General features: G+C 63.7%; 25 protein-coding genes and 1 tRNA gene. 9 read left to right on the top strand and 17 right to left on the bottom strand.

Translation table 11 applies throughout. The annotated features are described in order from the left end of the window. Positions 1-501: 501 nt before the first annotated feature. The 16 genes from ACSFA8_RS04845 to ACSFA8_RS04770 form a co-directional block, all read right to left on the bottom strand. Positions 502-1095, bottom strand: a complete 594-nt coding sequence (locus tag ACSFA8_RS04845) for a hypothetical protein (RefSeq protein ID WP_435478353.1) — start codon at positions 1093-1095, stop codon at positions 502-504. 219 nt (positions 1096-1314) lie between these two features. Then, complete coding sequence (locus ACSFA8_RS04840) at positions 1315-1821, bottom strand: class I SAM-dependent methyltransferase (RefSeq protein ID WP_435478352.1); 507 nt, start codon at positions 1819-1821, stop codon at positions 1315-1317. An 861-nt stretch (positions 1822-2682) separates the two neighbouring features. Beyond that, positions 2683-3435 (bottom strand): DUF5677 domain-containing protein, encoded by a 753-nt coding sequence (locus ACSFA8_RS04835; protein ID WP_435478351.1) that lies wholly within the window; start codon positions 3433-3435, stop codon positions 2683-2685. Between the two features lie 106 nt (positions 3436-3541). Then, positions 3542-4288, bottom strand: a complete 747-nt coding sequence (locus tag ACSFA8_RS04830; protein ID WP_435478350.1) for a hypothetical protein — start codon at positions 4286-4288, stop codon at positions 3542-3544. Between the two features lie 318 nt (positions 4289-4606). Continuing rightward, positions 4607-5566 (bottom strand): class I SAM-dependent methyltransferase, encoded by a 960-nt coding sequence (locus tag ACSFA8_RS04825; protein ID WP_435478349.1) that lies wholly within the window; start codon positions 5564-5566, stop codon positions 4607-4609. A 373-nt stretch (positions 5567-5939) separates the two neighbouring features. Continuing rightward, positions 5940-6016, bottom strand: a tRNA-Pro gene (locus ACSFA8_RS04820). 26 nt (positions 6017-6042) lie between these two features. Continuing rightward, positions 6043-6507: a MerR family transcriptional regulator gene (locus ACSFA8_RS04815; RefSeq protein WP_435478348.1), complete on the bottom strand. Its 465-nt coding sequence runs from the start codon at positions 6505-6507 to the stop codon at positions 6043-6045. A 64-nt stretch (positions 6508-6571) separates the two neighbouring features. Further along, entirely contained in the window at positions 6572-6934 is a 363-nt protein-coding gene (locus ACSFA8_RS04810) for an integration host factor subunit alpha (RefSeq protein WP_435478347.1), read from the bottom strand. Positions 6935-6949: 15 nt separating this feature from the next. Beyond that, entirely contained in the window at positions 6950-9391 is a 2442-nt protein-coding gene (gene pheT, locus ACSFA8_RS04805; protein ID WP_435478346.1) for a phenylalanine--tRNA ligase subunit beta, read from the bottom strand. Between the two features lie 24 nt (positions 9392-9415). Continuing rightward, the gene (gene pheS / locus ACSFA8_RS04800; RefSeq protein ID WP_435478345.1) at positions 9416-10492 is read right to left on the bottom strand and encodes a phenylalanine--tRNA ligase subunit alpha; all 1077 of its coding nucleotides are present in this window, start codon (positions 10490-10492) and stop codon (positions 9416-9418) included. Positions 10493-10599: 107 nt separating this feature from the next. Continuing rightward, complete coding sequence (rplT, locus tag ACSFA8_RS04795) at positions 10600-10959, bottom strand: 50S ribosomal protein L20 (protein WP_007832499.1); 360 nt, start codon at positions 10957-10959, stop codon at positions 10600-10602. 24 nt (positions 10960-10983) lie between these two features. Next, positions 10984-11187, bottom strand: coding sequence for a 50S ribosomal protein L35 (rpmI, locus tag ACSFA8_RS04790; RefSeq protein ID WP_286546105.1), 204 nt, complete (start codon positions 11185-11187; stop codon positions 10984-10986). A gap of 138 nt (positions 11188-11325) precedes the next feature. Continuing rightward, a complete protein-coding gene (infC, locus tag ACSFA8_RS04785) occupies positions 11326-11928 on the bottom strand; it encodes a translation initiation factor IF-3 (RefSeq protein ID WP_435478460.1) in 603 nt (200 codons plus the stop codon). 102 nt (positions 11929-12030) lie between these two features. Then, complete coding sequence (gene thrS / locus ACSFA8_RS04780) at positions 12031-13938, bottom strand: threonine--tRNA ligase (protein WP_435478344.1); 1908 nt, start codon at positions 13936-13938, stop codon at positions 12031-12033. Between the two features lie 291 nt (positions 13939-14229). Next, entirely contained in the window at positions 14230-15549 is a 1320-nt protein-coding gene (aceA, locus tag ACSFA8_RS04775) for an isocitrate lyase (RefSeq protein WP_435478343.1), read from the bottom strand. Positions 15550-15762: 213 nt separating this feature from the next. Then, on the bottom strand, positions 15763-16170 hold the full coding sequence (locus tag ACSFA8_RS04770; protein ID WP_435478342.1) for a gamma-glutamylcyclotransferase family protein: 408 nt from the start codon (positions 16168-16170) through the stop codon (positions 15763-15765). 63 nt (positions 16171-16233) lie between these two features. Between ACSFA8_RS04770 and ACSFA8_RS04765 the strand changes: the two genes are divergently transcribed. After that, positions 16234-17124 (top strand): DMT family transporter, encoded by an 891-nt coding sequence (locus tag ACSFA8_RS04765; RefSeq protein ID WP_435478459.1) that lies wholly within the window; start codon positions 16234-16236, stop codon positions 17122-17124. A gap of 156 nt (positions 17125-17280) precedes the next feature. Further along, entirely contained in the window at positions 17281-17703 is a 423-nt protein-coding gene (locus tag ACSFA8_RS04760) for an SWIB/MDM2 domain-containing protein (RefSeq protein ID WP_286546101.1), read from the top strand. An 87-nt stretch (positions 17704-17790) separates the two neighbouring features. Here the strand turns inward: ACSFA8_RS04760 and ACSFA8_RS04755 are convergent, their stop codons facing one another. Beyond that, positions 17791-19509, bottom strand: coding sequence for a thiamine pyrophosphate-binding protein (locus ACSFA8_RS04755; protein ID WP_435478341.1), 1719 nt, complete (start codon positions 19507-19509; stop codon positions 17791-17793). A 118-nt stretch (positions 19510-19627) separates the two neighbouring features. Here ACSFA8_RS04755 and ACSFA8_RS04750 point away from each other — a divergent pair, with 118 nt between their 5' ends. From ACSFA8_RS04750 to ACSFA8_RS04720, 7 genes are all read left to right on the top strand, one after another. Then, a complete protein-coding gene (locus ACSFA8_RS04750) occupies positions 19628-20269 on the top strand; it encodes a TetR/AcrR family transcriptional regulator (protein ID WP_435478340.1) in 642 nt (213 codons plus the stop codon). A 91-nt stretch (positions 20270-20360) separates the two neighbouring features. Next, positions 20361-21332, top strand: coding sequence for a tripartite tricarboxylate transporter substrate binding protein (locus tag ACSFA8_RS04745; RefSeq protein WP_435478458.1), 972 nt, complete (start codon positions 20361-20363; stop codon positions 21330-21332). A gap of 23 nt (positions 21333-21355) precedes the next feature. Continuing rightward, positions 21356-22519 carry a Gfo/Idh/MocA family protein gene (locus ACSFA8_RS04740; RefSeq protein WP_435478339.1) on the top strand — a complete coding sequence of 388 codons (1164 nt, stop codon included), beginning with the start codon at positions 21356-21358 and terminating at the stop codon, positions 22517-22519. Between the two features lie 65 nt (positions 22520-22584). Continuing rightward, positions 22585-23772 (top strand): dihydrodipicolinate synthase family protein, encoded by a 1188-nt coding sequence (locus ACSFA8_RS04735; protein WP_435478338.1) that lies wholly within the window; start codon positions 22585-22587, stop codon positions 23770-23772. Positions 23773-23824: 52 nt separating this feature from the next. Then, positions 23825-24775, top strand: coding sequence for a Bug family tripartite tricarboxylate transporter substrate binding protein (locus tag ACSFA8_RS04730; RefSeq protein WP_435478457.1), 951 nt, complete (start codon positions 23825-23827; stop codon positions 24773-24775). Further along, a complete protein-coding gene (locus ACSFA8_RS04725) occupies positions 24765-25472 on the top strand; it encodes an SDR family NAD(P)-dependent oxidoreductase (protein WP_435478337.1) in 708 nt (235 codons plus the stop codon). Before ACSFA8_RS04730 ends, ACSFA8_RS04725 begins: the two co-directional genes overlap by 11 nt. 11 nt (positions 25473-25483) lie before the next feature. Further along, entirely contained in the window at positions 25484-26395 is a 912-nt protein-coding gene (locus ACSFA8_RS04720; RefSeq protein ID WP_435478336.1) for an NAD(P)-dependent oxidoreductase, read from the top strand.

Raw genomic sequence — 26395 nt, 5'->3', positions numbered from 1 at the left:
TGTAATCGGCAAACTGGGGAAGAACGTATCGAAGAATGTGAAAAATTGCGCTGCGACGCGATCCGGTTTTGGGCGCAGACGTTGCGCGTGCTTGAAGAGGGGGAGCACAGAACCGATAAGCAGACGCACCGGACCGAAGAGCAGGAGCGCGGGAGCGATTCGCTGGTGGACCGGATCAAGGAACCTTGCCGTATTTCATCAGCATCGCCGCACCGCAGAACAAAGGATGAATCTGCACGTTCTGTGGATTTATTCGCCCGACGGGTTGTGCACATCACGTCGACACAGGTGCGTTTCCGAGGTCCACCGACTGGTTGCTGATCAACGGCTATTACGGGTTGGTGAATCGGTCGGCCCTCATCCTCCGCGCGATCGGTGGCAACTCGGCTGGTGAGCTGCGGCTGCCGTCGCAATGGCGCTCTATCTCTTCGTCTTGCTATCGCCAGCGGGCGCTGGTTCGGGCGCTCTGCCGAAATGGTTGGCCCAACGGGCTCGGTGGTGTCAGCGCCTCGCGCGTTCCATGGTGGGCGCCTTCCTGGTCGCGACGGTCGTCCCGGTCCTCCTCCTCGTATGGACGGCAGTGATGGTGACTCCGGCCGCGATGGGTGAGGCCGATGGCAAAGCGCACGCTGAGCGCGAGGCTACCGAGTTCAAGAAGGGCTGCGCGAAGTCCAAGTACATGTGCGTCGAGTTGAAGAAGGGCGGCGAGGCACTCGGCTCAGGGTTTCTGCTGGACAGCTCGCCTTCGCACATCGCGATCTTCGACGCGCAGTTGCAGCGTGCTCGAATCATTCCGCGCGAAGCAGTAGAGATGATCGCTTCCAGATCTCCGCTACTGCCGGCGGCCGAGGCACCGTAAGGAACGAACTGACCAGCCTCACATGCCTCCAGGTTGCGCTTTTCGCGGATGGCGTAGTGGGTGCTCCAGCGCGACAGGTGCTTACCAAACCATTCGAGCACGGTAGCCCTAAAGGTGTCGGATTCCACCACCTTGGCCTTGAGCTTCGCCATCTTGCGCGCCTGCACCGGGTCGCGGCCTTCGGCTTCTTGCAGCTTGGCGACGTCACGGGCCTTGCGCGCAGCAGTCAGGCTCACATCCGGGTACCGGCCCAGCGCCAGTTGCTTTTCAAACTACCCCCTGTACCCCCGTCTGAACCCCCGCGAGGCGCTCGCAGTCAATGCAGCGCCCTGTCCACCCTTGTACGCTAACTCACTGATTTCGCCAATGAAAAAGGCCGCTAGGTGTATGTTCCTAGCGGCCCTTGTCTTTATTGTGAAAGCATCCGAATGATCGGCTGCAACCCGCATGGTTGCTCACTTTTGTCTCCATTCGACGCCCCACATACCAGCAAATATACCATCAGCAGACGAGTGTAGTGCATGTACTAGGCATCCACGAACAGGCTCCGCTTCCGCCGAATTGTCCGGGTCGCCCCTTACGTACATGCCACCCGGCTGCAAAGCGGAAAGGCCGTGCTTCAGGCAGTTCGACTGATGCCGCGGGATGTGCGAACCGTCCTCAATGATCAACTGCAGCCGATCGACGCCATTGACAAGGGCGGCGACCTGCTCGTCGCGCCCCTGATCGAGTTCAACATAGATGACACGAGGATCGATGGGCCACTCAGGCTGAGTCGGCAGGATGTCTGCGCCGAAGATCCTTGCATCGGGAAACTGCGTCAGCAGCCAGCGGATCGAGTTGCCCTTGAACACCCCAAACTCAATGATGGCGCCGTCCACACGCTCCGGAAAGTGCTTGTCATAGAAGCTGGTAAATCCATGCCAGAAGGACTTATCGCTGGTCGCAAGGAGTGGGCTCATCGGAAAGGGCAAAGCGTAGATTCTTCTGCCTCGGCTACCGGCGTCTCCGGCCGTTGTCTACTCAAGTTGCTGGTCAGGCGGGCGCTCACCGTCGCCAAATTGGCCTCGTAGCGGGCGGATGGGTCTCCAAGCGACCAGTTGGGCGAGTGGGCCGCATGGCTTCAGATGTTCGGCGTGCTGCTTGCCAGCGGCTGGAGCCTCCGCCGGCAGGCGCAGGCGGCGCTTTTGCATCGCGGCGTTGGATAGCAGGAGGCCTGCCGGCCGTACTCCGTTTGCTCGATTGCACCCACCAAACGTCCCCGTTAGTCTGGCGCCTTCGAAATATCGGAGCCGATCATGTCGAGATGTGGTTGTTGTGGAGCCAGTATCGAGTGCGCTGGGGCTTGCGGGGCAGTTTGTTCGAGCGATTGCACGGAGCAATGGATGTGGTGCGGCACCGCCGACGTCCCGCTTAGGGAATCAGACCGAAGTGCAGAGGAATCTGAGACCATCACGATGACAGCTCTTGGAAAGGATGGAAAAACGCTTACACGCGTTTTTGCACCCGGAACTGTCCTCCCCCAGTCGGCCCTTCTGAAGCATGACTCAGTAGTGCGACTGACAGTAGATAACCTCTCACGAGAAAGCCTTGCTCGTGTCATGGGGCGGCTGCACCAGCGCAAGGTTGTGGCCGCGACTCGCTCTGAAGTCGTATCTGGCGAGTTCGAGGGAACCCTGAGCGAAATAGCTGCCCACTTCGCCCTAGATATTGAAACTCAGTGAGGGACTTCGTCATGCCAGCCGCGAGCATCCGGCATTGGCAGAACGCAGATCGACGGCTATCGGGGGAGGCTGTTGCCCTGCGTGCAGACCAACTGACCACTAAGTGCAATTCGCGATGCGAGCTTCATCCACTTGCCGTGTATTGACAAGTCGTTGCGATTCCAGCCTACGCACCTCGCGCAGCTGATCTGCTGACATCGAATCAGCAGCAACGAAGCGAATAGCGTCGAGCAGCAAGGCCGTAGTAACGTTCAGGCAGTCGGCAGGAAGTTCGGCAAGATCAGCATCCCGAAAGCCTGCCGGCGCGTCTGCCACAACATCCCAATGCGTGTAGGCCATCGAGGCTTGGAACTCAGCGTGCGCGCATTCTGAGAGCTGCTGATAGAGGGTGGGATAAGACGCAGGGACGCCCGCACTTTCGGCCCACTCCCTCAGATTGAAGTTCTTGCCAGGCGGCATAGTCGCAATCGCAGCGTCGATTTCCGCGTTGCTCATCGTTGCCGGCCGCTCGTGCTCTCCAAGCATCTTCAATCTGCGGATGGATTTAATTGCTTCGCCCTTGGCCTGGGCAACCCACTCTTGCAGTTTTCGGGGATCGGTCTGCACAGCTGTCATCACCCATCCCATTTCGAGAACCGTGCGACCAACCGCACACATCGGCTCCCAGAGCCCTGCATTGGCCAACGTGACAACCGCTTGGCCATACCGCAGCATGCGCATGGCATGCGCGAGCATGGCGACACGCAACTTGTCGTCAGATCGCACTTCCTGTACCTGCAAAACTTGCGCGAGAAGGGCGCAGGCACGCCCAGCCAGATCGGTGCCTTCGCGATTCAACGCATCGTGTTCCATAGGCGCATTGTGCGTGCCATGTGCGGTGCTTGCCACCAATCTGCTGGCACTCCCGCCTTACATGTGAAAATGCGCGCGCGGGCGCAAGGGAGCGCGACCTATTGCGTCAAAGTTCAGCGGGGAGCGCCCACTTGCGGATCGCGACGCGCTTCTTCACATAGGCATTCCTGATTGTGTCGAAGACCTTGAAGCGCACTCGAACAGTTGAGAGGCGAGTGTCGCCGGGGCTCAGATCAACCGTCTCCGCGCGGTATCGGCCGTCCTCGAACTCAACGACCAATTCAGGTGCTATGCGCATAGGGACAGAGGTCACGATCAGCCAAACACCATCGACGTTGGGCGGGAACAGGCCGGGCCCAACAGCAATTGCGGCTTCGATCTCGGCGGCCGGAATCTCCGCAGAGTTCGGTAAGCTGGCTGCAGCCCTAGCCACGTCGTTTGCATACATCGCCCGCCTGAAGCGCAGATATGCAATCTCTTCAGGAATGCTTTGTTTCCCTGCGCCTCCGTGTGGACGCGTGGTAACGAAGGCCTCCGCTGGAACTCCATCTCGAGTGAGTCCAGCATTGCCGAACTCGCCGCCCCACGCGAGCGCGTACAACCCCTCAACGCCAAAGCGACCAATCTCCCATGGCTCAGCGGGGAGAACGGCTGGAAGTACGTCGAACCTGAAGGTGATCGGGCCCTCCCACTCGTCGGCCACCTTGGCAACATTGTCGTCTTGCCGCAAGGCAACAACCTCGTCCAGCCGATCAACGCTCGGCACTGTGTAGAGGACTATAGGCTCCGAACGCTCCAGATCAAGGAGGCAAGGCAAGTAATAGGCGTCCCGGTTCCCAAAGTAATAGTTCACGCGACCGCTGGTGTGAATCGAAATGGATTTCGACCGGGGCTGGTGTTCGTCACGCTCCTGGAGCGGGCCCAAACTTGGCCCGCCCATCCAGCTAAATCCCTCGGTGCTGATTCCATCGCGTACCAGCACGAGCTTGATGGAACCATCGTGAGTTACGCTGAGGGACGCCAAATATCTGGCGACGCCTCGATGTTCGAGTAGCAGTCTAGGCATCTGGCCAAGTGTCGCCGATCCGGTCGCAGCGGCAATCCATGCATGCTCGACGCCTCGGCCTGGCTGATCCGTAAATGCGCGAGGGCGCGGGGAAGCGCCTTTCGGCTAGGCCGCCTTGCGAATAATCAAAAGCAACGACGTACTGATGTAGCCGTCTAGCTGAAGCTTCAGATGCTGCCGCCCGTGGGTGTAGTACGGTGGGTAGTCGTAGGCAATGTCATGTTGCTCCGATCCTGCGTCAAAGTTCAGCGCTTCGATCGCGCAACTAAGGTTGCGCAGCCTCATCTCGAACGACTCGATGTCCTTGCGCCTGTAGATGACGCTGCTCCCCTCCTCTACTGTCGTGTCGTTCGAGGAGATGTTGAACTCGGTCGTGTGCACTGCAATGCCGCCGGGCTTGAGACATTCGAGGGAGTCAACCAGAAACTGCAAGCCTGCATCGAGGCTGCCGAGGTGCTCGAAAGAGCAAGAGCTCCAGCTGAAGTCGAACGCTGATCTCGGGAGCGCGCTCAGATTCCGCATGTCGATGTTTTGATAGGTCGCGCGGGCACCAAATTCCGCAGCGGAGAGCACGCCGGGCCAGTGGATAGCGTCCAGCGACTGTCCAAGTTGGCCTGTCGTTGCCCAAGTTGGCTCTGCGCCGTCCCCATGAAAATCAGAAGCTACGAGATCGACGCCGCGCTTCGCGAACAGGGATGGCAGTGGCTCCTGTCCCACGGCAAAACCGATACCGGTACGTCTGGGTTCGAGCATCCCGCGTTCTTCTAGGGCCTGAGCGACGGCACACCACTCCCAGAGTTTGCGGTGCAGCCATTTCCCCTCCATTCCATCCCAGACCTTTCCCCAGACCGCAGCTTGCGAGACATCTAGCTCCGGTGCGGCATCAGCAATGATCTGCTTCCACCTCAAGTACCACTCCGTCGAAAAGTCACTCTGCTTGCACAGCGTAGAAGTGACTGCTGGCATGGGCCGGCGATCAAGTTCATTCCGAACAACGAACTCAACGCGACGACGAATTGGCTCCCAAAGCGGACGAAGTATGGTTTTGGCAAGCGATTTCAGCATTGGGCGACTGTAGCCGCGCTAGCTCCCAGGAGTCCCGGCCGGCTAGCGAAGGTGTTCTTTGCGACGGTGAGGGCATCAAGTAAAGCATCGACCTTCACGGCATCGATCGCCACACCTTTTCGGCTCGGTCCCAACGCACCGCCGTCCTTCGGCATGAACCAGAGCCGCAAATCGATGTTCGCAGGCCCTTCCATCCGTTGGCCGAAACCCGCGGAGTTCGGCGCACGCGCCCCCTCGGAATAGCCGCAATCGAATTGCCCCAGCGATCCCTCCCGTAGCCTCAACGCTGGAAGATGTAGGAAACAAAAAAGCCCTAAGTGGTTGATTCACTTAGGGCTTTCTGGACAACCTTGGCTGTTGTCGGAACTATCTCTGGTCGGTGTGAAAGGATTCGAACCTTCGACCCCTTGCACCCCATGCAAGTGCGCTACCAGGCTGCGCCACACACCGAAGCCCGCAATTATAGCGGGCAGATTTCAGTGTCCTGCGCCGAGCAGCTCGCGGATTTCGAAGAGTTCGCGGCGCAGCTGGGCCAGCAGCGATGGGTCGAGGCGTTGCGACGATGCGGCATGCATGTGCAGTTCTTCGTCCTGCACCGCCGCGTCGAACTCTTCCTGATCGATCTCGATGGCCTCGACGCCTTCCAGCGGCACCTCGCCGGCCTTGCGGCGGTCGCGTTCGTGCTGCACCAGTTCCTGCAGCTTGTTGCGCGCGCCGCTGATGGTGAAGCCCTGGTCGTACAGCAGGTCGCGGATGCGGCGGATCATGAGCACTTCATGGTGCTGGTAGTAGCGCCGGTTGCCGCGCCGCTTCATCGGGCGCAGTTGTGTGAACTCCTGCTCCCAGTAGCGCAGCACATGCGGCTTGACGCCGCAAAGCTCGCCCACCTCACCGATGGTGAAGTAGCGTTTGACGGGAATCGGGGGGAGCGTTTTCTCCATTGAAATCAAGACAGTGCGCGCGAAACCTGAGAGGTTACTCTACGCACCTTCCGGGCGCCAAGCACTATTCAGCGCCAATGCTCCACTCGACCTCTTGCGAGCCATCTTCGGTGATGTTTCCGTGAATCTGTTCCTTAAGCTTGGCGCTTGCATGGAACGTGGCAACGCGGCGTGCACCGATCGGAATGGCTTCGCCAGTGCGCGGATTGCGCCCCGGACGCGGGGCCTTGGTGCGGATCTGGAAATTGCCGAAGCCCGAGATCTTGACGTCGGTGCCTTCGATCAGGCTGGTGGCGATAAGGTCGAAGAACGCTTCGACCATGTCTTTGGACTCGCGCTTGTTCAGGCCGATCTGCTCGAACAGCAGGTCGGCCAGATGCGCCTTGGTGAGGGCCGGCGTTTCGAGGGCTTCGAGCGTGAATTCCATGGTCATCGTCCTCTGTTATCCACGCAGCCGGGCGCCGAGCCGGGCACCGAGCTGGTCGATGATGGCGCGCACGGCCGGTTCGATCTGCTCGTCGGTCAGCGTGGCGGCTTCGCTCTGAAAGCTCAGGCGCACCGCCATGCTCTTCTCGCCCTGCGCCAAACCTGCCGATGAAGCCGCAGCGCCATCGCGCGCCGGCTGCGGGCGGTAGATGTCGAACAGGGTCGCGCCCTGAAGCAGGCCGGCATCGGCCGAGGCGGCCTCGATCGTTTCCATCAACGCGTCGTGCGTGACCGCTTCGGCCACCACCACGGCAATGTCGCGCTCGACGGCCTGGTGGCGCGGCACCGGCTGCGCGACCGGCACGGGCCGCGCATTGACCGCATCGAGATCCAGCTCGAACAGTACCGGCGCCTGCGCCAGCTCCCACTTCTGGCGCCAGCGCGGGTGCAGCTCGCCGACCACGCCGATGTCGCAGCCGTCGACACGCACGCGCGCCGCACGTCCCGGGTGCAGCGCGGGGTGGTCGGTCGGCTCGAATGTGGGCAGCAGCGGCGCCAGCAGCGCCTCGACATCGCCCTTGATGTCGAAGAAGTCGGTGCGCTGTGGCTTGCCGTCCCAGCGGGACTCGTCGGCGTCGCCCCACGCAAGGCCGGCCACGCGCATCGGCTGGCGGACGCCCTTGACGGTGCTGTCGGTCGTGACCACGCTGTCGTCGCGCACGAACACGCGGCCCACCTCGAACACACGCACGCGCGGCGCCTTGCGGTCGAGGTTGAACTTGAGCACCTGCAACAGCGAGCCGAGCAGCGACGAGCGCATCACGCTCATCTGGCTCGCAATCGGGTTCAGCAGCTTGACCGGGTTGGCATTGCCTGCAAGGTCTTGCTCCCAGTGCGCTTCGACAAAGCTGAAGTTGATGGTTTCCTGGTAGCCGAGCGCGGCGACGCGATGGCGCAGCGCGAAAGAGCCGCGTTGCACTTCGGGCCTCACGCGTGCGGTGATCGGCGCGAGCGGCGGCGTGGTCGGCAGGTTGTTGTAGCCGACGAGGCGTGCAACTTCTTCGATCAGGTCTTCCTCAATCAAGAGGTCGAAGCGGTGCGGCGGCGGAGTCACGCGCAGCGTGCCATCGCCCTCCTCGATCGGCAGGCCGAGCCGGCCCAGGGCATCGACGCACTGGGCCTGGGTCAACGGCATGCCGATCACGCGCGCGGCACGGGCCACACGCAAGGTGACAGGCTTGGCCTCGGGCAGCTTCAGCGTCTGGTCGTCCATCGCACCCGCCTCGCCGCCACAGATCTCGAGCACCAGTTGCGTGATGCGTTCGATGACCTCGACGGTGCGGCTCGGATCGACGCCGCGCTCGAAGCGGTGGCCCGCATCGGTCGAGAAGTTGAAACGGCGCGAGCGCCCCTGGATCGCTTCGGGCCACCAGAACGCGGCCTCGACATAGATGTTTTTCGTGTCGTCGGTCACCGAAGTGGCGTCGCCGCCCATGATGCCGGCGAGCGACTCGACCTCGCGCTCGTCCGAGATCACGCCGACTTTTTCATCGACCGTGACGATGTTGCCATTCAGCAGCTTGAGCTGCTCGCCCGCCTTGCCCCAACGCACCGTGAGGCCGCCGTGGAGCTTGTCAAGGTCGAAGATGTGCGAAGGCTGGCCCAGCTCGAACATCACGTAGTTCGAGATGTCGACCAGCGCCGTCACGCTGCGCTGCCCGCAGCGCGACAGACGCTCGACCATCCAGGCCGGCGTAGCCGCCTGCGTGTTCACGCCACGCACGATGCGGCCCGAGAAACGGCCGCAGAGTTCGGGCGCGTCGACCTTGACAGGCAGCACGTCGGCAAACGATGCAGTGATCGCCGGCGCGGGCGGTGTCTTGAGGGGCGCACCCGTCAAGGCGGCCAGTTCGCGTGCAATGCCGTAGACGCTCAGGCCATGGGCCAGGTTCGGCGTGAGCTTGAGCGTGAGCAGTGCGTCGTCGAGCTTGAGCACATCCCGCACGTCGGCACCCACCGGCACATCGGCCGCGAGTTCGAGCAGGCCGCCGTGGTCTTCGCTGAGTTGCAGTTCGCGCGCCGAGCAAAGCATGCCCTGGCTCTCGACGCCGCGCAGCTTGCCGAGTTTGATGAGGAAGGGTTTTCCGTCTTCGCCGGGCGGGAGTTCTGCGCCGACCAATGCGCAAGGCACCTTCATGCCGACGCGCGCGTTGGGCGCACCGCAGACGATGTTGAGCAAGGCGCCCTGCCCCGCATCGACCAGGCACACGCGCAGGCGATCGGCGTTCGGGTGCTGCACGGCTTCCTTGATTTCGCCGACCACGATCTTGCTGAAGGGCGGCGCCACGGGGCGGCGTTCTTCGACCTCGAAACCGCCCATGGTGAGCGTTTCGGCCAGTTGTTCGCTCGACAGCGGCGGGTTGCAGAACTCTCGCAACCAGGACTCGGGGAATTGCATCTCGTTGTTCTCGTTCTTGTCGGATTACTGGAACTGGCTCAGAAAGCGAAGGTCGCCGTCGAAGAACAGGCGCAGATCGTTCACGCCATAGCGCAGCATGGTGAGCCGATCCGGGCCCATGCCGAACGCGAAGCCAATGTAGCGCTCGGGGTCGAGGCCCATGTTGCGCACCACGTTCGGATGCACCTGGCCCGAGCCCGCGACTTCGAGCCAGCGGCCGGCCAGCGGGCCGCTCTGGAACTGGATGTCGATCTCGGCACTTGGCTCGGTAAACGGAAAGAAGCTCGGGCGAAAGCGCAGCACCAGGTCGTCGCTTTCGAAGAAGGTGCGGCAGAAATCGGTGAAGACGACCTTCAGGTCCTTGAAGCTCACGTTCTCGCCCAGCCACAGGCCCTCGCACTGGTGGAACATCGGCGAATGCGTGGCGTCGCTGTCGACGCGGTAGGTGCGGCCCGGGGCGATCACGCGGATCTCGGGTGCGCGCGTGGCGCCGGTGGCATCGGCCGCTGCGGCCTCGAACGCGGCCGCGTGCTTCTTGATGTGCTGATGCGCATAGCGCACCTGCATCGGGCTGGTGTGCGGGCGCAGGTTGTAGGGGATGCCGTCCTCGCCGTCGATGTCGACGTAGAAGGTGTCCTGCATCGAACGCGCCGGATGGTTCGGCGGGTTGTTGAGCGAGGTGAAGCTGTGCCAGTCGCTCTCGACCTCGGGGCCATCGGCCACGTCGAAGCCCATGCTCGAGAAGATCGCTTCGATGCGCTCCATCGTGCGGCTGACCGGATGCAGGCCACCACCCACGCGGCGGCGGCCGGGCAGCGTGACGTCGAGCGCCTCGGCGCGCAGCTGCACTTCGAGCTCTTCGTCGGCCAGTGCCTGGCGGCGATGGTTGAGCGCGGCCTCGATCGCCTGCTTGGCAACGTTGATGGCGGCGCCACGCGACTTCTTCTCGTCGACGCTGAGGGCCGCCATACCCTTCATGAGCTCGGTGATGCGACCGGCCTTGCCGAGGAACCGGGCCTTGGCGTTCTCCAGATCCGCGGGCGCTTTCGCGAGGGCGAAGTCAGCGCGTGCGGTGTCGATCAGGGAGTCCAACTCGTTCATAGGAATTCGGAGAGAGAAATAAAAAAGGGCTGGAGCCTTTTCAAGCGCCAGCCCTCATGCCGTGGGCGCAGGCAGCCATCCAGAAGACAGCGGCCTGCTCTGCGGGATCAAGCAGCCAGCTTGGCCTTGACCTGCTCCACGATGCCGGCAAAAGCGGCCTTGTCGTGCACCGCGATGTCCGCAAGCATCTTGCGGTCGATCTCGATGCCCGCCTTGCGGATGCCGTTGGCGAACTGGCTGTAGGTCAGGCCCAGTTCACGCGAGGCTGCGTTGATACGCGCGATCCACAGTTGACGGAAAACACGCTTCTTGGTGCGGCGGTCACGGTAGGCATATTGGCCTGCCTTCATCACCGCCTGTTTGGCGACGCGGAAGACATTGCCGCGGCGACCGCGGAAACCCTTGGCGAGTGCGAGAACTTTCTTGTGGCGGGCGCGAGCCGTTACACCACGTTTGACGCGAGGCATGTGTGTACTCCTTGTTCGTCGGGATTAAATGCCACGGCCGGGCATCATGGCGGCCATCGAAACCATGTTGGTTTCGTGAACCGTCACTGCACCGCGCAGATGGCGCTTGTTCTTGGTGGTCTTCTTGGTCAGGATGTGACGCTTGAAGGCTTGACCGCGCTTGACGGTGCCACCGGGACGAACGCGGAAACGTTTTTTCGCGCTGCTCTTGGTCTTCATTTTGGGCATGTACATGCTCCTTTAAATTGTGCTCGTGAGGCGCCGCGGATGTTCCACGGGCTTGTTGGCCCCGAGACACTTCTTTATCCCGCGGCGGCTTTTGCAAGCCGCCGCGAAATCCCTTCAAAACCTTCTACTACCGCCGGATCAGGCCGCTGCCGGCTCCGTCGTCGGCTTCGGCGCCGCCCCGCCGGCCTTCTTGCGGCCCGGCGCGATCATCATGATCATTTGCCGGCCTTCGAGCTTCGGAAACTGCTCGACGACGATCAGGTCGACCAACTCGTCGCGAATGCGCTGCAGCAGTGCCAGACCGAGCTCCTGGTGCGTGATCTCGCGGCCGCGAAAGCGCAGCGTGATCTTGCATTTGTCGCCCTCTTCAAGAAAGCGCTTGATGTTGCGCATCTTGATGTTGTAGTCGCCATCGTCGGTACCGGGCCGGAACTTGATTTCCTTGACCTCGATGACCTTCTGCTTCGACTTCGCCTCGGCTGCCTTCTTCTGCTCGTGGTACTTGAACTTGCCGTACTCGATCAGGCGGCAGACCGGAGGATTTGCCGCCGCAACGACCTCCACCAGATCCACGTCGGCCTCACCTGCCAGGCGCAGGGCCTCGGAGAGACTCATGACACCCAACGGCTCGTTTTCCGGGCCGACTAGGCGGACTTCCGGGGCCATGATTTCCCGGTTCAGGCGGTGTTGGCGTTCCTCGCGGTGGCGGCGGTCGCGAAATGCAGTAGCGATGGTCAGAATCCTTCAAAACTTGCTACAAAATCTGTAGCGAACGCCGGGCAGTCCTCGCGGACAAGCGGTGTGATTTGGCAAGGAAACATATGGGGGTGTTCCGGAGACAAATCAACGCTTGTCAGCAATATCCTGGACGAGCCGTTGCACGAACGATTCGAGGGACATTGCACCGAGGTCTTGATTGCCCCGGGCGCGCACTGCGACGGCACCTGCTTCCTTTTCCTTGTCGCCTACGACGAGGATGTAAGGGAGCTTTTGCAACGAATGCTTCCGTATTTTATACGTAATCTTCTCGTTGTGAAGGTCGAGCTGAACCCTAAGCCCTTGATTCCGCAGCGTTTTTGCAACTTCAGCAGCGTAATCGGCCTGTCCTTCGCTGATATTGAGCACCGCCACGTGCACCGGCGCGAGCCAAGCGGGCATGGCGCCGGCGTGATGTTCGATCAGCATGCCGATAAATCGCTCCAGGCTGCCGACGATCGCGCGGTGCAGCATCACCGGGTAGGCGCGGCCACTGGTTTCTGTCACGTATTCGCCGCCCAGGCGCTCGGCCGTGTTGAAGTCGACCTGCATGGTGCCGCACTGCCACTGCCGGCCGATGGCATCGCGCAGCGTGTATTCGATCTTCGGGCCGTAGAACGCGCCGTCGCCCGGCGAGACCACGAAGTCGACGCCGGAGCGGCGCAGTGCCTCCATGCAGGCGTGCTCGGCCTTGTCCCAGAAGGCGTCGGAGCCGACCCGGTTGTCGGGCCGCGTTGCCACCTTGTAGAGGATGTCGGCAAAGCCGAAGTCGGCGTAGACCTTCTGCAATTTGGTCGTGTAGGCAACGCACTCGTCGAGGATCTGGTCTTCGGTGCAGAACACATGCCCGTCGTCCTGCGTGAAACCACGCACGCGCATGATGCCGTGCAGTGCGCCCGAAGGCTCGTTGCGATGGCACTGGCCAAACTCTCCATAGCGGATCGGCAGGTCGCGATAGCTGCGCAGATCGCTCTTGAAGATCAGCACGTGGCCGGGGCAGTTCATCGGCTTGATCGCGTAGTCGCGCTTTTCCGACTCCGTCGTGAACATGCTTTCCCGGTAGTTCTGCCAGTGGCCCGTTTTCTCCCAGAGGCTCCGGTCCAGAATCTGCGGGCCCTTTACTTCCTCGTAGCCCGTGTCGCGGTAGACGCCACGCATGTACTGCTCGACCGCCTGCCAGATGGCCCACCCCTTGGGGTGCCAGAACACCATGCCGGGCGCCACCTCGTCGATGTGGAACAGGTCGAGTTCCTTGCCGAGCTTGCGGTGGTCGCGCTTTTCCGCTTCCTCGATGCGCTGGATGTACTGGTCGAGCTGCTTCTTGTCGGCCCAGGCCGTGCCGTAGACGCGCTGCAGTTGCTCGTTCTTGGCATCGCCGCGCCAGTAGGCGCCCGCCAGCTTGGTGAGCTTGAACACCTTCAGGAAGCGTGTGTTCGGCACGTGCGGGCCGCGGCACATGTCGACGTATTCCTGGTGGTAGTAGAGACCCATGGCCTGCTCGTCGGGCATGTCCTCGACCAAACGCAGCTTGTACTCTTCGCCGCGTGACTTGAACACCTCGATTACTTCGGCGCGCGGCGTCATCTTCTTGACCACGTCGTAGTCCTGCGCGATCAGCTCGCGCATGCGCGCCTCGATGGCCGCCATGTCTTCCGGCGTGAACGGGCGCTCGTACGCGATGTCGTAGTAGAAGCCCTCCTCGATCACCGGGCCGATCACCATCCGGGCCGTCGGGTAGAGCTGTTTCACCGCGTGGCCGACCAGATGCGCCGTCGAGTGGCGAATGATCTCCAGCCCCTCATCGTCGCGCGGCGTGATGATCTGCAGCCTGGCGCTTCGGTCGATGATGTCGCTGGCATCGACCAGGACGCCATCGACCTTGCCGGCCAGCGTCATCTTGGCCAGGCCGGGGCCGATGGACTGGGCCACTTCGGCCACCGAAACCGGGCCGGGAAACTCGCGCTGCGAGTTGTCGGGGAGCGTGATCTGGATCATGGGAAAAACCTCGGGAGAAAAACAAAAAGCGCGGTCGGTACCGCGCTTTGCAATGGTTTTGATAGCTGGATAGGTCCAGCCCACGCGCGCTACCGGCCGATTCGGCCCTGAAATCCTTGCGGTGTAGTTCGCGGTGTCATAACCAGATTGCCTTTCTCGCCCTTGTTGACGGTGGAAGCCTGGATTCTAGCCGCGCAGTCACCGCGGCCATGGCGCTCCACCCGGCCGGGGAATCAGGCGCCCACAAAAAAGCCCGGCACGCGGCCGGGCTGAAAGTGACAGCGAAACCGTTCAGTGGAACTGTTCTTCTTCGGTCGAGCCGGTCAGCGCCGTGACGCTGGACTTGCCGCCCTGGATCACCGTGGTCACTTCGTCGAAGTAGCCGGTGCCGACTTCCTGCTGATGCGACACGAAGGTGTAGCCGCGGTCGCGCGCAGCGAACTCGGGCTCCTGCACCTTCTCGACATAGGCCGACATGCCGCGGGCCACATAGTCCTGCGCGAGGTCGAACATGTTGAACCACATCGAGTGGATGCCGGCCAGCGTGATGAACTGGTACTTGTAGCCCATGGCACCGAGTTCCTTCTGGAACTTGGCAATGGTCGCGTCGTCGAGGTTCTTCTTCCAGTTGAATGAAGGCGAGCAGTTGTACGCGAGCATCTTGCCCGGGTGCACCTTGTGCACGGCATCGGCGAACTTCTTGGCGAACGCGAGATCCGGCGTGCCGGTTTCGCACCACACCAGGTCGGCATAGTGGGCATAGGCGATGGCGCGGCTGATGGCCTGGTCGATGCCCTTCTTCGTGCGATAGAAGCCTTCGGCGGTGCGCTCGCCGGTGATGAAGGGCTTGTCGTTCTCGTCGTAGTCGCTGGTGATCAGGTCAGCAGCTTCCGCATCGGTGCGGGCGATCACGAGCGTCGGCGTGCCGCAGACGTCGGCTGCCATGCGCGCGGCGATGAGCTTCTGCACGGCTTCGGTGGTGGGCACCAGCACCTTGCCGCCCATGTGGCCGCACTTCTTGACCGAAGCGAGCTGGTCTTCGAAGTGCACGCCGCCCGCGCCGGCGTTGATCATGGCCTTCATCAGCTCGAAGGCGTTCAGCACGCCGCCGAAGCCGGCTTCGGCATCGGCCACGATCGGAGCGAAATAGTCGATGTAGCCCTTGTCGCCGGGGTTGGTGCCCTTCGACCACTGGATCTCGTCGGCACGGCGGAAGGTGTTGTTGATGCGCTCGACAACGGTCGGCACCGAGTCCACCGGGTACAGCGACTGGTCGGGGTACATCGATGCGTAGCTGTTGTTGTCGGCAGCGACTTGCCAGCCCGACAGGTAGATCGCCTTGACGCCGGCCTTGACCTGCTGCATTGCCTGGCCGCCAGTCAGCGCGCCGAGGCAGTTGACGTAGGGCTCGGTGTTCACGAGGCTCCACAGCTTTTCGGCGCCGCGGCGGGCCAGGGTGTGCTCGATCGGGAACGAGCCGCGCAGCCGCACGACGTCGGCCGCGCTGTAGCCACGCTTGATGCCCTTCCAGCGCGGGTTGGTGGCCCAGTCCTTTTCAAGGGCTGCGATTTGTTGTTCACGGCTGAGCTGTTCGGTGAAGTCTTGGGGCATGGTCACTCCGGAGTTGGTTGAGGGTTAGGCGCTGCGGCCTTGGTCTTTACTGTAGCCAAATCCCGAACTCTTATGTCTTATAGAAGACATATTTTTCGCTGAACAAAATCAACGACTTACGTGATATTTTCTCAATGCGAAATTATTTTTCTTATATTGAGAAAAAATATTGCGCCGCAGCAGAGGCGTTTTTCATGATGCGCAATGCACTTCTCAGCCATGAAACTCGCGCCGGAACCAATCGCCGCTGGCGATCACGGGCCGGTCGTGCACGCGGTCAGGATGGACTTCATACACAAGGCATCGCAACTGAACTGCATTCACCGCGACCAGCAGCTCGCGCTTGATGTATTCCCCGCTGCCGTCGTCCGCCACCTCTTCGAGCCGATCGAGTGCGTCCTCGACTTCCGGCGTGATGCGATAGATCTCGCCGTGCACCCGTCCCGCGCCGCCGAGCACCGCGCCCGGATAGGCGCCCAGGTCGTAGAGAGTGCCCGCAATCGCACCATCGCCGACGCGCTCGGGCGGCGGCCGGAAGCGCGCGATGTCGTTGCTGCCGCCCGCGCGCAGGGTGCCGTAGACGAACACATGACGCGGTGCGCTGGCGTGATGCGGCATCATCGAATCCGTTTTGTTTGAACGGCTCGCAGTCTATTGAACCCCGTCCGCACCACCACCCAGCGCATGCTGGCCTATGGTTGCCTCGCCCTCAGCATGTCGCTCGTGGGCAGCTATGTGGCTCTCTCCAAACCGCTCGTCGCAACCTTTCCGGTGCTGCTGCTGGCCTGGCTGCGCTTCGGCATTGCGGCGCTCGCGATGCCGCACTGGCTCAAGCGCCCGGTCGACGAGCCGGCCATGACGCCGCGTACGCGCGGCCTGGTGTTCCTCGAATCCTTTCTCGGCAACTTCATGTTCTCGGTCTGCATGCTGTTCGGCGTGAGCATGACCAGCGCGGTCTCGGCCGGCGTGATCATGGCGTCGATCCCCGCGGTGGTCGCAGTGATGAGCTGGCTTTTTCTGCGCGAGCGGATCACCCTGCGCATAGCGATGGCCATAGGCTGTGCTGCGCTCGGCATCGGACTGCTCGCCCTCGTGCCCGCGCATGCGGCAGCACCCGGCACGCCGCGCGTGGCGATGCCATGGCTCGGCAACCTGCTGGTGTTCTGCGCGGTGCTTTGCGAAGCGGCTTACGCAGTGATCGGCAAATCGCTCACGGGCCGGCTGGGGCCCAAGCGCATTTCGTCGCTGATCAACCTCTGGGGCTTCGTGCTCTCGACGCCCTTCGGCATCTGGTTTGCCCTGCAGTTCGACTTTGGCGCGGTGCATGGCGGCATCTGGCTGCTGCTGGTGGTTTACGCGATGGCCGCGAGCATCTGGACGGTGTGGCTCTGGATGACCGGTTTGCGCCATGTGCCGGCTGCGCAAGCGGGCGTATTCACCGTGATGCTGCCGGTCAGCGCGGCATTGGTGGGCGTGCTCGTGCTCGGCGAATCGCTCTCCGGCATGCAGGTGTTGGCCTTCGCTCTGGCGCTGCTCGGTGTCGTGCTTGCGACGTGGCCCGCGCGCCGCACCTGAAAAGAGGCGCTTCTTCCCTCTGAAAAAACAACAACTCCCAATGAAAAAGTCTCTTTTTCCCTTGGAAACGCGTTTTTTCTCCTTTAGCATCCGCAGTGCCAGTGGAGACGCGGTTTTTCATTGGTGAATGTCCAATCCAAAAAAAGGAAATCAATCATGGCAACTGCAAAGAAGGCTCCGGCCAAAAAGGCTCCCGCGAAGAAGGCCGCTCCGGCCAAGAAGGCGGCAGCTCCGGCAAAGAAGGCTGCACCGGCGAAGAAGGCCGCTCCCGCAAAGAAGGCTGCTCCGGCCAAGAAGGCTGCTGCGAAGAAGGCTGCGCCCGCCAAGAAGCGCACCCCCAACGCTGCGTTCATGAAGGCCCTGACGCCGAGCCCGGCACTGGCTGCCGTGGTCGGCTCGACGCCGCTGCCGCGCACGGCTGTGGTGAGCAAGCTGTGGGACTACATCAAGAAGCACAACCTTCAAGACAAGGCCAACAAGCGCAACATCAACGCCGACGCCAAGCTGAAGGAAATCTTCGGCAAGCCGCAAGTGTCGATGTTCGAGCTCGCTTCGCTGATCGGCAAGCACGTCAAGTAAGCATTCGGGCGCCTCGCGCACCCGCTCGGAAAGCCGGCTGTCGCCGGCTTTTTTTTGTCCGCTGCAAAGCCGTCGCTTGCTGAAAGCTCAGCCGCGCGCCTGCTGCGCCGCACGTGTGATCGACGCCAGCGTGCCGCGCGTGGTGATCACCTCGGGGTCCAACGGAATCTCGATCAGCGTGCCGGTATCGGCCGCCAGCGCGCGCAGCAGCGCCGCTTCGAACTGCGCAGTGGCCGTCACGCGCTCGGCCGCGTAGCCATACGCCTGGGCCAGCGCGCAGAAGTCCGGATTGCGCAATGAAGTGCCGCTCACGTTGTTCGGATATTCGCGCTCCTGGTGCATGCGGATGGTGCCGAACATGCCGTTGTTGAGCAGCACGATGATGCTCTTGCCGCCATGCTGCGCGGCCGTTGCGAGTTCCTGGCCGTTCATGAGGAAGTCGCCGTCGCCGGCGATCGTGAACGCGACGCGCCCGCTCACGATGTTGGCTGCAATGCCGGCCGGCACGCCATAGCCCATCGCGCCACTGGTCGGTGCCAGCTGCGTCTTGTGGCCCTTGGCGAGGCCGTGGTAGCGGAAGAAGCGATGCACCCAGCTCGCGAAGTTGCCGGCCCCGTTGGTGATGGCCGCGTCGTGCGGCAGATGCTTCTGCAGCAAAGCCACCACCTCGGCCATGTCGACCGCGCCGCGCGGCGCGTCGGCGGGCAGGCCGGGCAGTGGTTGCGGCTGGAGGTTGTCGAGGTAGTCGGCGTTCGCGGCGGCCGTCCAGGCTTCCCATGGCAGCTCGGGCGGCGCGGTCAGCACCTCGAGGCTGCGCGCCGCGGCGCTCATGCCGGCATTGATCGCAAGATCCGCCTGGTAGACGCGGTTGAGCTCTTCCGCGCTCGCATGGATGTGCACCAGTGTCTGCTTTGCTTTCGGCGCTTCGAGCAGCGTGTAGCCGCCCGTGGTCATTTCGCCGAGGCGCGGGCCGATCGCGATGATCAGGTCGCTCTCCTTCACGCGCCGGGCCAGCTTCGGATTGATCGCGATGCCCACGTCGCCTGCATAGAGCGGGTGGTGGTTGTCGAACGTGTCCTGGTAGCGAAAGGCATTGCCGACCGGCAGGCGCCAGTTCTCCGCGAAGCGCTGCAGCGCCTGTGCGGCCTGCGGCGTCCAGCCGCCACCTCCCGCGATCACGAAAGGGCGCTGCGCCTTGAGCAGCAGTTCGCGCAGCGTGCGCAGGGCGCCCGGATCGCTCCACGGCTGCACGGCCTCGACGCGCGGCAGCGGTTGCGCGTCGGTCAGCGAACGCAACATGTCCTCGGGCAGCACCAGCACCACCGGGCCGGGCCGGCCGTTCATCGCGGTTGCGAAGGCGCGTGCCACGTACTCGGGAATGCGATTGGCATCGTCGATGCGCTCGACGCGCTTGGCGAAGCCCTTGGTGCTCGGCCCGAAAAAGCTGCAGTAGTCGACTTCCTGGAAGGCTTCGCGGTCGCGGAAATCGCTGCCGACGTCGCCGACGAAGAGCACCATCGGAGTCGAATCCTGGAACGCGTTGTGCACACCGATGGACGCATTGGTCGCGCCTGGTCCGCGCGTCACGAAGCAGATGCCGGGCCGGCCGCTCAGCTTGCCGTGCGCCTCGGCCATGAAGGCCGCCCCGCCCTCCTGCCGGTTCACGATGAAGCGGATGCGATCGCGCTCGGCATGAAAACCATCGAGCACCGCCAGAAAGCTCTCGCCCGGCACACCGAAGACGGTGTCGACCCCCTGCTCGATGAGGCACCTGACAATCAGGTGCCCCGCTGCTTGATGTTCCATACCGTGCCTGCCTAGAAGTGAAAGAAGTCGCGGACGATTATCGACAGGGAATGCGGATCGCCAGCGCCTCAGGGAAAAAGCGGATGCATTTAATTCACCAACTAGTTACAACGGAACCATGGAAGCCACCTCCCTCGAGCCGCGCCTGCGGGATGCCGACCGCTCGCAGCAAGCCATCCTCGCCGCCGCGCGCGACGAGTTCGCGCAGCATGGCCTGGCGGGCGCGCGCGTCGACCGGATCGCGGAGCGCGCAGCCCTCAACAAGCGGCTGATCTACTACTACTTCGGCAGCAAGGACGACCTGTTCATGGCCGTGCTGGAGAGCGTTTACGCCGACATCCGCGAGGCCGAAAAGGCACTGCACCTGCTCGACCTGCCACCTGCGGACGCAGTGCGCCGGCTGACCGAGTTCACCTGGAACTACTACCTCGCGCACCCCGAGTTCATCACGCTCCTCAACAGCGCCAACCTGCACCAGGCACGCCATCTGACGAAGTCGTCGCGCGTGCGGGAGATGAATTCGCCGCTGATCCTGACGCTCGGCGACATCCTCGAAAAAGGCCGCCGGGACGGCGTATTCCGCGGCGGCATCGACCCCGTACAGCTCTACATCTCCATCGCGGGGCTGGCGTACTTCTACCTGTCGAACAACCACACGCTCTCGGCCATCTTCGGCCGCGACCTGATGACGCGAAAGGCGCACAACGAACGCCTCTCACACGTGTGCGATGTGATCCTAGGGTATGTACTGAGGGACTGAACAACCCACTGCGTTGACGCGGCAAGGCCCGGTTTCTACAATTCACCCGTTAGTGAATTAAAACCACCGGAGACCTGACATGCACACCGTGATGAACCTGGCCCGTCGCGCTTTTGTCGTGACTGCGCTCTCTGCCGCAGCGACCGGCGCCATGGCGCAGAACACCTACCCGAACAAGCCGATCCGCGTGATCGTGCCGTTCGCAGCCGGCAGCACCACCGACATCATTGCGCGCGCCATCGCCGACAAGATGTCGGCCAGCCTTGGCCAGACGCTGGTCATCGACAACCGCGGCGGCGCCAGCGGCACGATCGGCCAGCAGGCGGTGGCCACGGCCGCACCCGACGGCTACACGATCATGATCCACTCGTCATCGCACACGGTGAGCCCGTCGACCTTCGCCAAGCTGCCGTTCGACACGCTCAACGACTTCGTCGGCGTCACGCCGATCTCCAGCCTGCCCAACGCACTGGTGATTTCTCCCGCCAAGAACATCAAGACGCTGCAGGAGCTGCTGGCCGCCGCGCGCGCCAAGCCCGGCAGCATCAACTTCGCTTCGGCCGGCCAGGGCAGCGCCACGCACCTCAACGCCGAGAAGTTCAAGATGGCCGCGAAGATCGAAGCCACCAACATCCCGTTCAAGGGCTCGGGCGAGGCGGTTACCGAAGTGCTGTCGGGCCGCGTGGACTACTACTTCTCGCCGATCGCGCCGGTGATCGGCCAGATCAAGGAAGGCACGCTGCTGGCGCTGGCCGTCGGCTCGCCCAAGCGCGCGGCCGCGCTGCCCAACGTGCCGACCACCGCCGAAGCGGGCGTGCCGGGCTCGGAGTTCAACTTCTGGATCGGCATGATGGCGCCCGCCAAAACGCCGCGTGACGTGGTGAACCGCCTGCACGACGAAGTCGAAAAGGCGCTGGCCTCGCCCGAAGTCAAGGAACGCTTCCTGAAGCTCGGCGCCGACGCCTGGACGCTCAAGCCCGAGCAGTTCGACGCCTACATCAAGGACGAAATCAAGAGCAACGCCGCGCTGGTCAAGGCCGCAGGCCTGCAACCCACGCAATAAGCAACCCCGGAGAGCAAACACACATGGCACAGCAACGACTCGGTCTCATCATGCACGGCGTCACCGGACGCATGGGCATGAACCAGCATCTGATCCGCTCGATCTGCGCGATCCGCGCCCAAGGCGGCGTCACGCTGTCGAACGGCGACAAGGTCATGCCCGACCCGATCCTCATCGGCCGCAACGCCGAGAAGATGGAAGCGCTGGCCAAGACCCACGGCATCGCGCGCTGGGGCACCGACCTGGACAAGGCGCTGGAGAACAAGGACGACAGCATCTTCTTCGACGCCGGCACCACGCAGATGCGCCCCACCCTGCTCGCCAAGGCGATCCGCGCCGGCAAGCACGTCTACTGTGAGAAGCCGATCGCGACCAACCTCAACGAGGCGGTCGAGATCGCCCGCCTGGCCGAAGGCTCGGGCCTGAAGCACGGCGCGGTGCAGGACAAGCTGTTTCTTCCCGGCCTGCGCAAGCTCGACATGCTGCGCCGCGCCGGCTTCTTCGGCCGCATGCTCAGCGTGCGCCTGGAGTTCGGCTACTGGGTGTTCGAGGGCGACCTGCAGCCGATCCAGCGGCCCTCGTGGAACTACCGCAAGGAAGACGGTGGCGGCATGATCCTGGACATGATGTGCCACTGGCGCTATGTGCTGGACAACCTGTTCGGCGAAGTGAAGTCGGTGTCTTGCCTGGGCGTGACGCACATCCCGAAGCGCTGGGACGAAAGCGACAAGCCCTACGAGTGCACGGCCGACGACGCGGCCTATGCCACCTGCGAACTGATCGGCCACAACGGCGAACCGGTGGTCGCGCAACTCAACATGAGCTGGGCTACGCGCGTGCGCCGCGACGACCTCGTGACCTTCCATGTCGATGGCACCGACGGCTCGGCCGTCGCCGGGCTGTCGAGCTGCCGCGCCCAGTCGCGCGTGGCGACGCCGCGCCCGGTGTGGAACCCGGACGAGAAGCAGACCATGAACTTCTTCGACCAGTGGCAGGAGATTCCGGACTCGCAGGCGTACGACAACGGCTTCAAGATCCAGTGGGAGCACTTCATTCGCCACGTGGTCGAGAACGAACCCTACAAGTGGACGCTGCCCGAAGGCGCCAAGGGCGTGCAGCTGGTCGAAGCCGCACTGGAAAGCTGGAAGGACCGGCGCTGGGTCGACGTGCCCGCGCTGCAGGTTTGAAAGCACGCAGCGCGCTCCAGCGGGCGCTGCAGTCCGATTTGGCTTGAATTTCTCCGAGCAGCTACATGCCCCTGACCCTTACTCTTCCCACCGAGAGCGGCGCGCTCGCCCCCTACGCATTGCGCGGCAGCGTGCCGTCGCGGCCGCCGGCCGGCGTGGCGTTCAACCGCATCGCGTACTCGGCCGCACACGTCGTGGCCGACCCGCTCGCGGCCGTCGACCCGTGGCTGCAAGCCGCCATCGATTGGGACACCACCATCGCCTACCGCCGGCACCTCTGGACGCTCGGCCTCGGCGTGGCCGAGGCGATGGATACGGCACAGCGCGGCATGGGCCTTGACTGGCCGACCTCGCTGGAGCTGATCCGCCGCTCGCTCGATGCCGCGAAGGACGTTCCCGGCGCCCTGGTCGCCTCGGGCTGCGGCACCGACCACCTGAACCTCGACGACGTGAAGAGCGTCGATGACGTGATCCGCGGCTACGAAGAGCAGATGGCCGCAATCGAAGCGCTCGGCGGCAAGCTGATCGTGATGGCCAGCCGCGCGCTGGCCCGCGTCGCGAAGAGTCCGGCCGACTACGAGCGCGTGTACGACCGCATCCTGTCGCAGGCCAGGCAACCGGTGGTGCTGCACTGGCTCGGCGAGATGTTCGACCCCGCGCTGGCGGGCTACTGGGGCACTGCCAACGTCGATGCCGCCATGGACACAGCCATCGGCATCATCGCGGCGCACCCGGACAAGGTCGACGGCATCAAGATCTCGCTGCTCGACAAGGACAAGGAAATCGCGATGCGCCGCCGCCTGCCCAAGGGCGTGCGCATGTACACCGGCGACGACTTCAACTACGCCGAGCTGATCGCCGGCGACGGCTTTAGTGACGAGCCGATGCATGGCAAGAGCGACGCCCTGCTCGGCATCTTCGACGCCATCGCGCCGGCCGCGAGCGCGGCGCTCGGCGAACTGGCGCAGGGCAACGTCGAGAAGTTCCACGCGCTCCTCGGGCCGACGGTGCCGCTGTCGCGCCACATCTTCGCGGCGCCCACGCGCTTCTACAAGACCGGCGTGGTGTTCATGGCCTGGCTCAACGGCCATCAGAAGCACTTCACGATGGTCGGCGGCCAGCAGAGCACGCGCTCGCTGCAGCACTTCGCCGAGCTGTTCCGCCTCGCGGATGCAGCCAACGTGCTGGAGCAACCCGAAATCGCCGTGCAGCGCATGAAAACACTGCTCGCACTGCATGGCGTCGACGCCTGAACCGCGCCCGCATTCCTCGACCCCAAGGAGACACGACATGAAGAAGATCCTGATGAAGGCCCTGCTGCCGCTGGTGCTGGGTGTTGTCACCGCGAGCGCGATGGCGCAGTCCTGGCCCACGAAGCCGGTGCGCGTGGTGATTCCGTTCCCGCCCGGCGGCACGTTGGACACGGTGGGCCGCCTGCTGGCGCAGAAGCTGGGCGAGCAGACCGGCCAGGCCTTCGTCATCGACAACAAGCCGGGGGGCAACGGCACCATTGGTGCCGATGCCGTCGCCAAGGCGCCGGCGGACGGCTACACGCTGCTGTTCAACGCATCGACCTTCGTGACGGCACCGATGACGATGAAGTCGGTGCCCTACAGCGTGGTCACCAACTTCACGCCTGTGGCGCTGGTCGCCAAGGCGCCGCTGTCGGTGGCGATCAACAAGAACCTACCCATCACCGACGTCAAGTCGCTCGTGGCCTATGCCAAGGCGAACCCCGGCAAGATGACCTTCGCCGTGGGCTCGATCGGGTCGGCCGGCCATCTCTCCACCGAGCTGCTCAAGCGCGCAGGCCAGCTCGACTATCTGATCGTCCCATACAAGGGCACCGCTCCTGCATTCCAGGATCTGATCGGCGGGCAGATCGACGGGTTCATCGATCCCATTCTTGGCTCACTGCAGTACCACAAGAGCGGCATGCTGCGCGTGATCGCGGTGACCTCCAAGGCGCGTGCGAGCAGCCTTCCCGAGGTGCCGACCGTGGGCGAAACGATCGGCGGCTACGAGTTCTACAGTTGGTACGGACTGTGGGGCCCCGCCAAGCTGCCAGCAGACGTGACGACGCGCCTGAACACCGAGGTCAACAAGGCCCTCGCCAGCGCCGAGATGCGCGACAAGCTGTTGCCACAGGGCCTGCTGCTCACGCCGGGCTCCGTGGAAGACTTCACCAGGTTCCAGCGCGACGACATGGCGGCTTCGCAGAAGATCATCACCGAAGGCAACATACGTGTTGAATGAGCGGCGGTGCGCGGTGGTCACGGGCAGCAGCTCGGGCATCGGCCTCGCCATCACCCGGCGATTGCTGGCCGACGGGTGGCGCGTCTTCGGCTTCGACCTTGCACCGCCATCACTCTCGCACGAGGCTTTCAGCGCATCGGCCCTGGATCTGCGCGATGGCGCCGCCACCGAGGCAGCGACCCGTGCCGCGGTGGCCGCGGCCACCGGCCCGATCGACGCGCTGGTTCACGCCGCCGGCGTACTGCGTGTCGGCGCGCTGGGCGCGCTGGGGGCAGTCGACGGCCCCGCGATGTGGCAACTGCACGTTGACGCGATCGAGCGCATCGCCAACGTCCTCGTGCCGGCCATGCGCGTTGCCGGACGCGGCCGCGTGGTGATGATCGGAAGCCGTGTCGCGCGCGGCATGGCCGGGCGCAGCCAGTACGCCGCGACCAAGGCCGCACTCGTCGCCATGGCCCGCAGTTGGGCGGCCGAGGTCGTCGCTAACGGCGTCACGGTCAACGTGGTGTCGCCCGCGGCGACGGCCACTGCGATGCTGGAGGATCCGGCGCGCACGACGGCGGCGCCGCGCGTACCGCCGCTCGGCCGGCTGATCCAGCCGCAGGAGGTGGCTGCACTGGTGGCCTACCTGCTCTCGCCCGATGCGGACGCCATCACGGGCCAGGACATTCAGATCTGCGGAGGCGCATCGCTGTGACGCAGGGTCGCGTGAGCGCTCGACCTGCATCCGGGCCGCTGGGCCTTATCGGCCTCGGCCTGGTCGGCACGGCGCTGGCACGCCGGCTGACCGGCGCGGGCTTCGAGATCGTGGGGTTCGACGTGCGCGAGGAAGCGCGGGAAGCGCTGCGCGCATCGGGCATGCGTGTCGCGTCTTCCCCAGGCGAGATCGGGCGCGAGTGCCAGGTCGTGGTGCTGGCCGTGTTTGACACGCAAGGGGTGATCGACGCGGCCGAAGGCCCGCAGGGCCTGGTTGCCGGCGGCGCCGTGCGCACGCTCATCGACTGCTCCACCGGCGCGCCCGAGGCGCTGGAAGCGTTGGCCGGCCGGCTGGCGCAGCGCGGCATCGACTTCATCGAGGCGCCGCTGTCGGGCTCCAGCAGCCAGATCGCCGCGGGCGAGGCCACGCTCCTGCTCGGCGGCGATGCCGAGGCAATCCGGCAGCACGAGAGCGTGCTTGCTGCCCTGTCAACGCGGCGCATCCATGTCGGCGGTGCCGGTGCCGGCGCATGCGCCAAGCTGGCCACGAACCTCGTGCTCGGACTCAATCGCGCCGCGCTCGCGGAGGGCATCGTTCTGGCCGAAAGCATGGGCATCGCGCCGGCGCGTTTCGTCGAACTGGTGCTGGCGACGCCGGCGCGCTCCGATGCCGCCGCGGCCAAGGGGGCCATGATGGTGAGCGGCGAATTCGCCCCGCAATCGCGCATCCGGCAGCACCTGAAAGATGTCGACCTCATGCTCGACCACGGCCTGCGCACCGGCCAGCGCCTGCCGCTCTCCGAGACCCATGCCGAACTGATGCGCGCCGCCGTCGCGGCGGGAGACGGCGAACTCGACAACGCCGCGATCCTGCGCCAGATGCGGCGCGAGCGACACGCCCCGACGCCTCCCGACAAGATCTGA

The organism is Variovorax nitratireducens, assembly GCF_051216545.1.
Taxonomy (GTDB): Bacteria; Pseudomonadota; Gammaproteobacteria; order Burkholderiales; family Burkholderiaceae_C; genus Variovorax.
This window is presented reverse-complemented; position numbering and strand designations above follow the sequence as displayed.

Excerpts from the sequence above, each read along its gene's own strand:
- rpmI (WP_286546105.1), bottom strand. The coding sequence starts at position 11,187 with ATGCCCAAAATGAAGACCAAGAGCAGCGCGAAAAAACGTTTCCGCGTT.
- thrS (WP_435478344.1), bottom strand. The coding sequence starts at position 13,938 with ATGATCCAGATCACGCTCCCCGACAACTCGCAGCGCGAGTTTCCCGGC.
- ACSFA8_RS04735 (WP_435478338.1), top strand. The coding sequence starts at position 22,585 with ATGCCCCTGACCCTTACTCTTCCCACCGAGAGCGGCGCGCTCGCCCCC.
- aceA (WP_435478343.1), bottom strand. The coding sequence starts at position 15,549 with ATGCCCCAAGACTTCACCGAACAGCTCAGCCGTGAACAACAAATCGCA.
- ACSFA8_RS04740 (WP_435478339.1), top strand. The coding sequence starts at position 21,356 with ATGGCACAGCAACGACTCGGTCTCATCATGCACGGCGTCACCGGACGC.
- ACSFA8_RS04750 (WP_435478340.1), top strand. The coding sequence starts at position 19,628 with ATGGAAGCCACCTCCCTCGAGCCGCGCCTGCGGGATGCCGACCGCTCG.
- ACSFA8_RS04730 (WP_435478457.1), top strand. The coding sequence starts at position 23,825 with ATGAAGGCCCTGCTGCCGCTGGTGCTGGGTGTTGTCACCGCGAGCGCG.
- ACSFA8_RS04840 (WP_435478352.1), bottom strand. The coding sequence starts at position 1,821 with ATGAGCCCACTCCTTGCGACCAGCGATAAGTCCTTCTGGCATGGATTT.
- pheT (WP_435478346.1), bottom strand. The coding sequence starts at position 9,391 with ATGCAATTCCCCGAGTCCTGGTTGCGAGAGTTCTGCAACCCGCCGCTG.
- ACSFA8_RS04810 (WP_435478347.1), bottom strand. The coding sequence starts at position 6,934 with ATGGAATTCACGCTCGAAGCCCTCGAAACGCCGGCCCTCACCAAGGCG.
- ACSFA8_RS04825 (WP_435478349.1), bottom strand. The coding sequence starts at position 5,566 with ATGCTGAAATCGCTTGCCAAAACCATACTTCGTCCGCTTTGGGAGCCA.
- pheS (WP_435478345.1), bottom strand. The coding sequence starts at position 10,492 with ATGAACGAGTTGGACTCCCTGATCGACACCGCACGCGCTGACTTCGCC.
- ACSFA8_RS04815 (WP_435478348.1), bottom strand. The coding sequence starts at position 6,507 with ATGGAGAAAACGCTCCCCCCGATTCCCGTCAAACGCTACTTCACCATC.
- ACSFA8_RS04760 (WP_286546101.1), top strand. The coding sequence starts at position 17,281 with ATGGCAACTGCAAAGAAGGCTCCGGCCAAAAAGGCTCCCGCGAAGAAG.
- ACSFA8_RS04755 (WP_435478341.1), bottom strand. The coding sequence starts at position 19,509 with ATGGAACATCAAGCAGCGGGGCACCTGATTGTCAGGTGCCTCATCGAG.
- ACSFA8_RS04835 (WP_435478351.1), bottom strand. The coding sequence starts at position 3,435 with ATGGAACACGATGCGTTGAATCGCGAAGGCACCGATCTGGCTGGGCGT.
- ACSFA8_RS04745 (WP_435478458.1), top strand. The coding sequence starts at position 20,361 with ATGAACCTGGCCCGTCGCGCTTTTGTCGTGACTGCGCTCTCTGCCGCA.
- ACSFA8_RS04765 (WP_435478459.1), top strand. The coding sequence starts at position 16,234 with ATGCTGGCCTATGGTTGCCTCGCCCTCAGCATGTCGCTCGTGGGCAGC.
- ACSFA8_RS04770 (WP_435478342.1), bottom strand. The coding sequence starts at position 16,170 with ATGATGCCGCATCACGCCAGCGCACCGCGTCATGTGTTCGTCTACGGC.
- rplT (WP_007832499.1), bottom strand. The coding sequence starts at position 10,959 with ATGCCTCGCGTCAAACGTGGTGTAACGGCTCGCGCCCGCCACAAGAAA.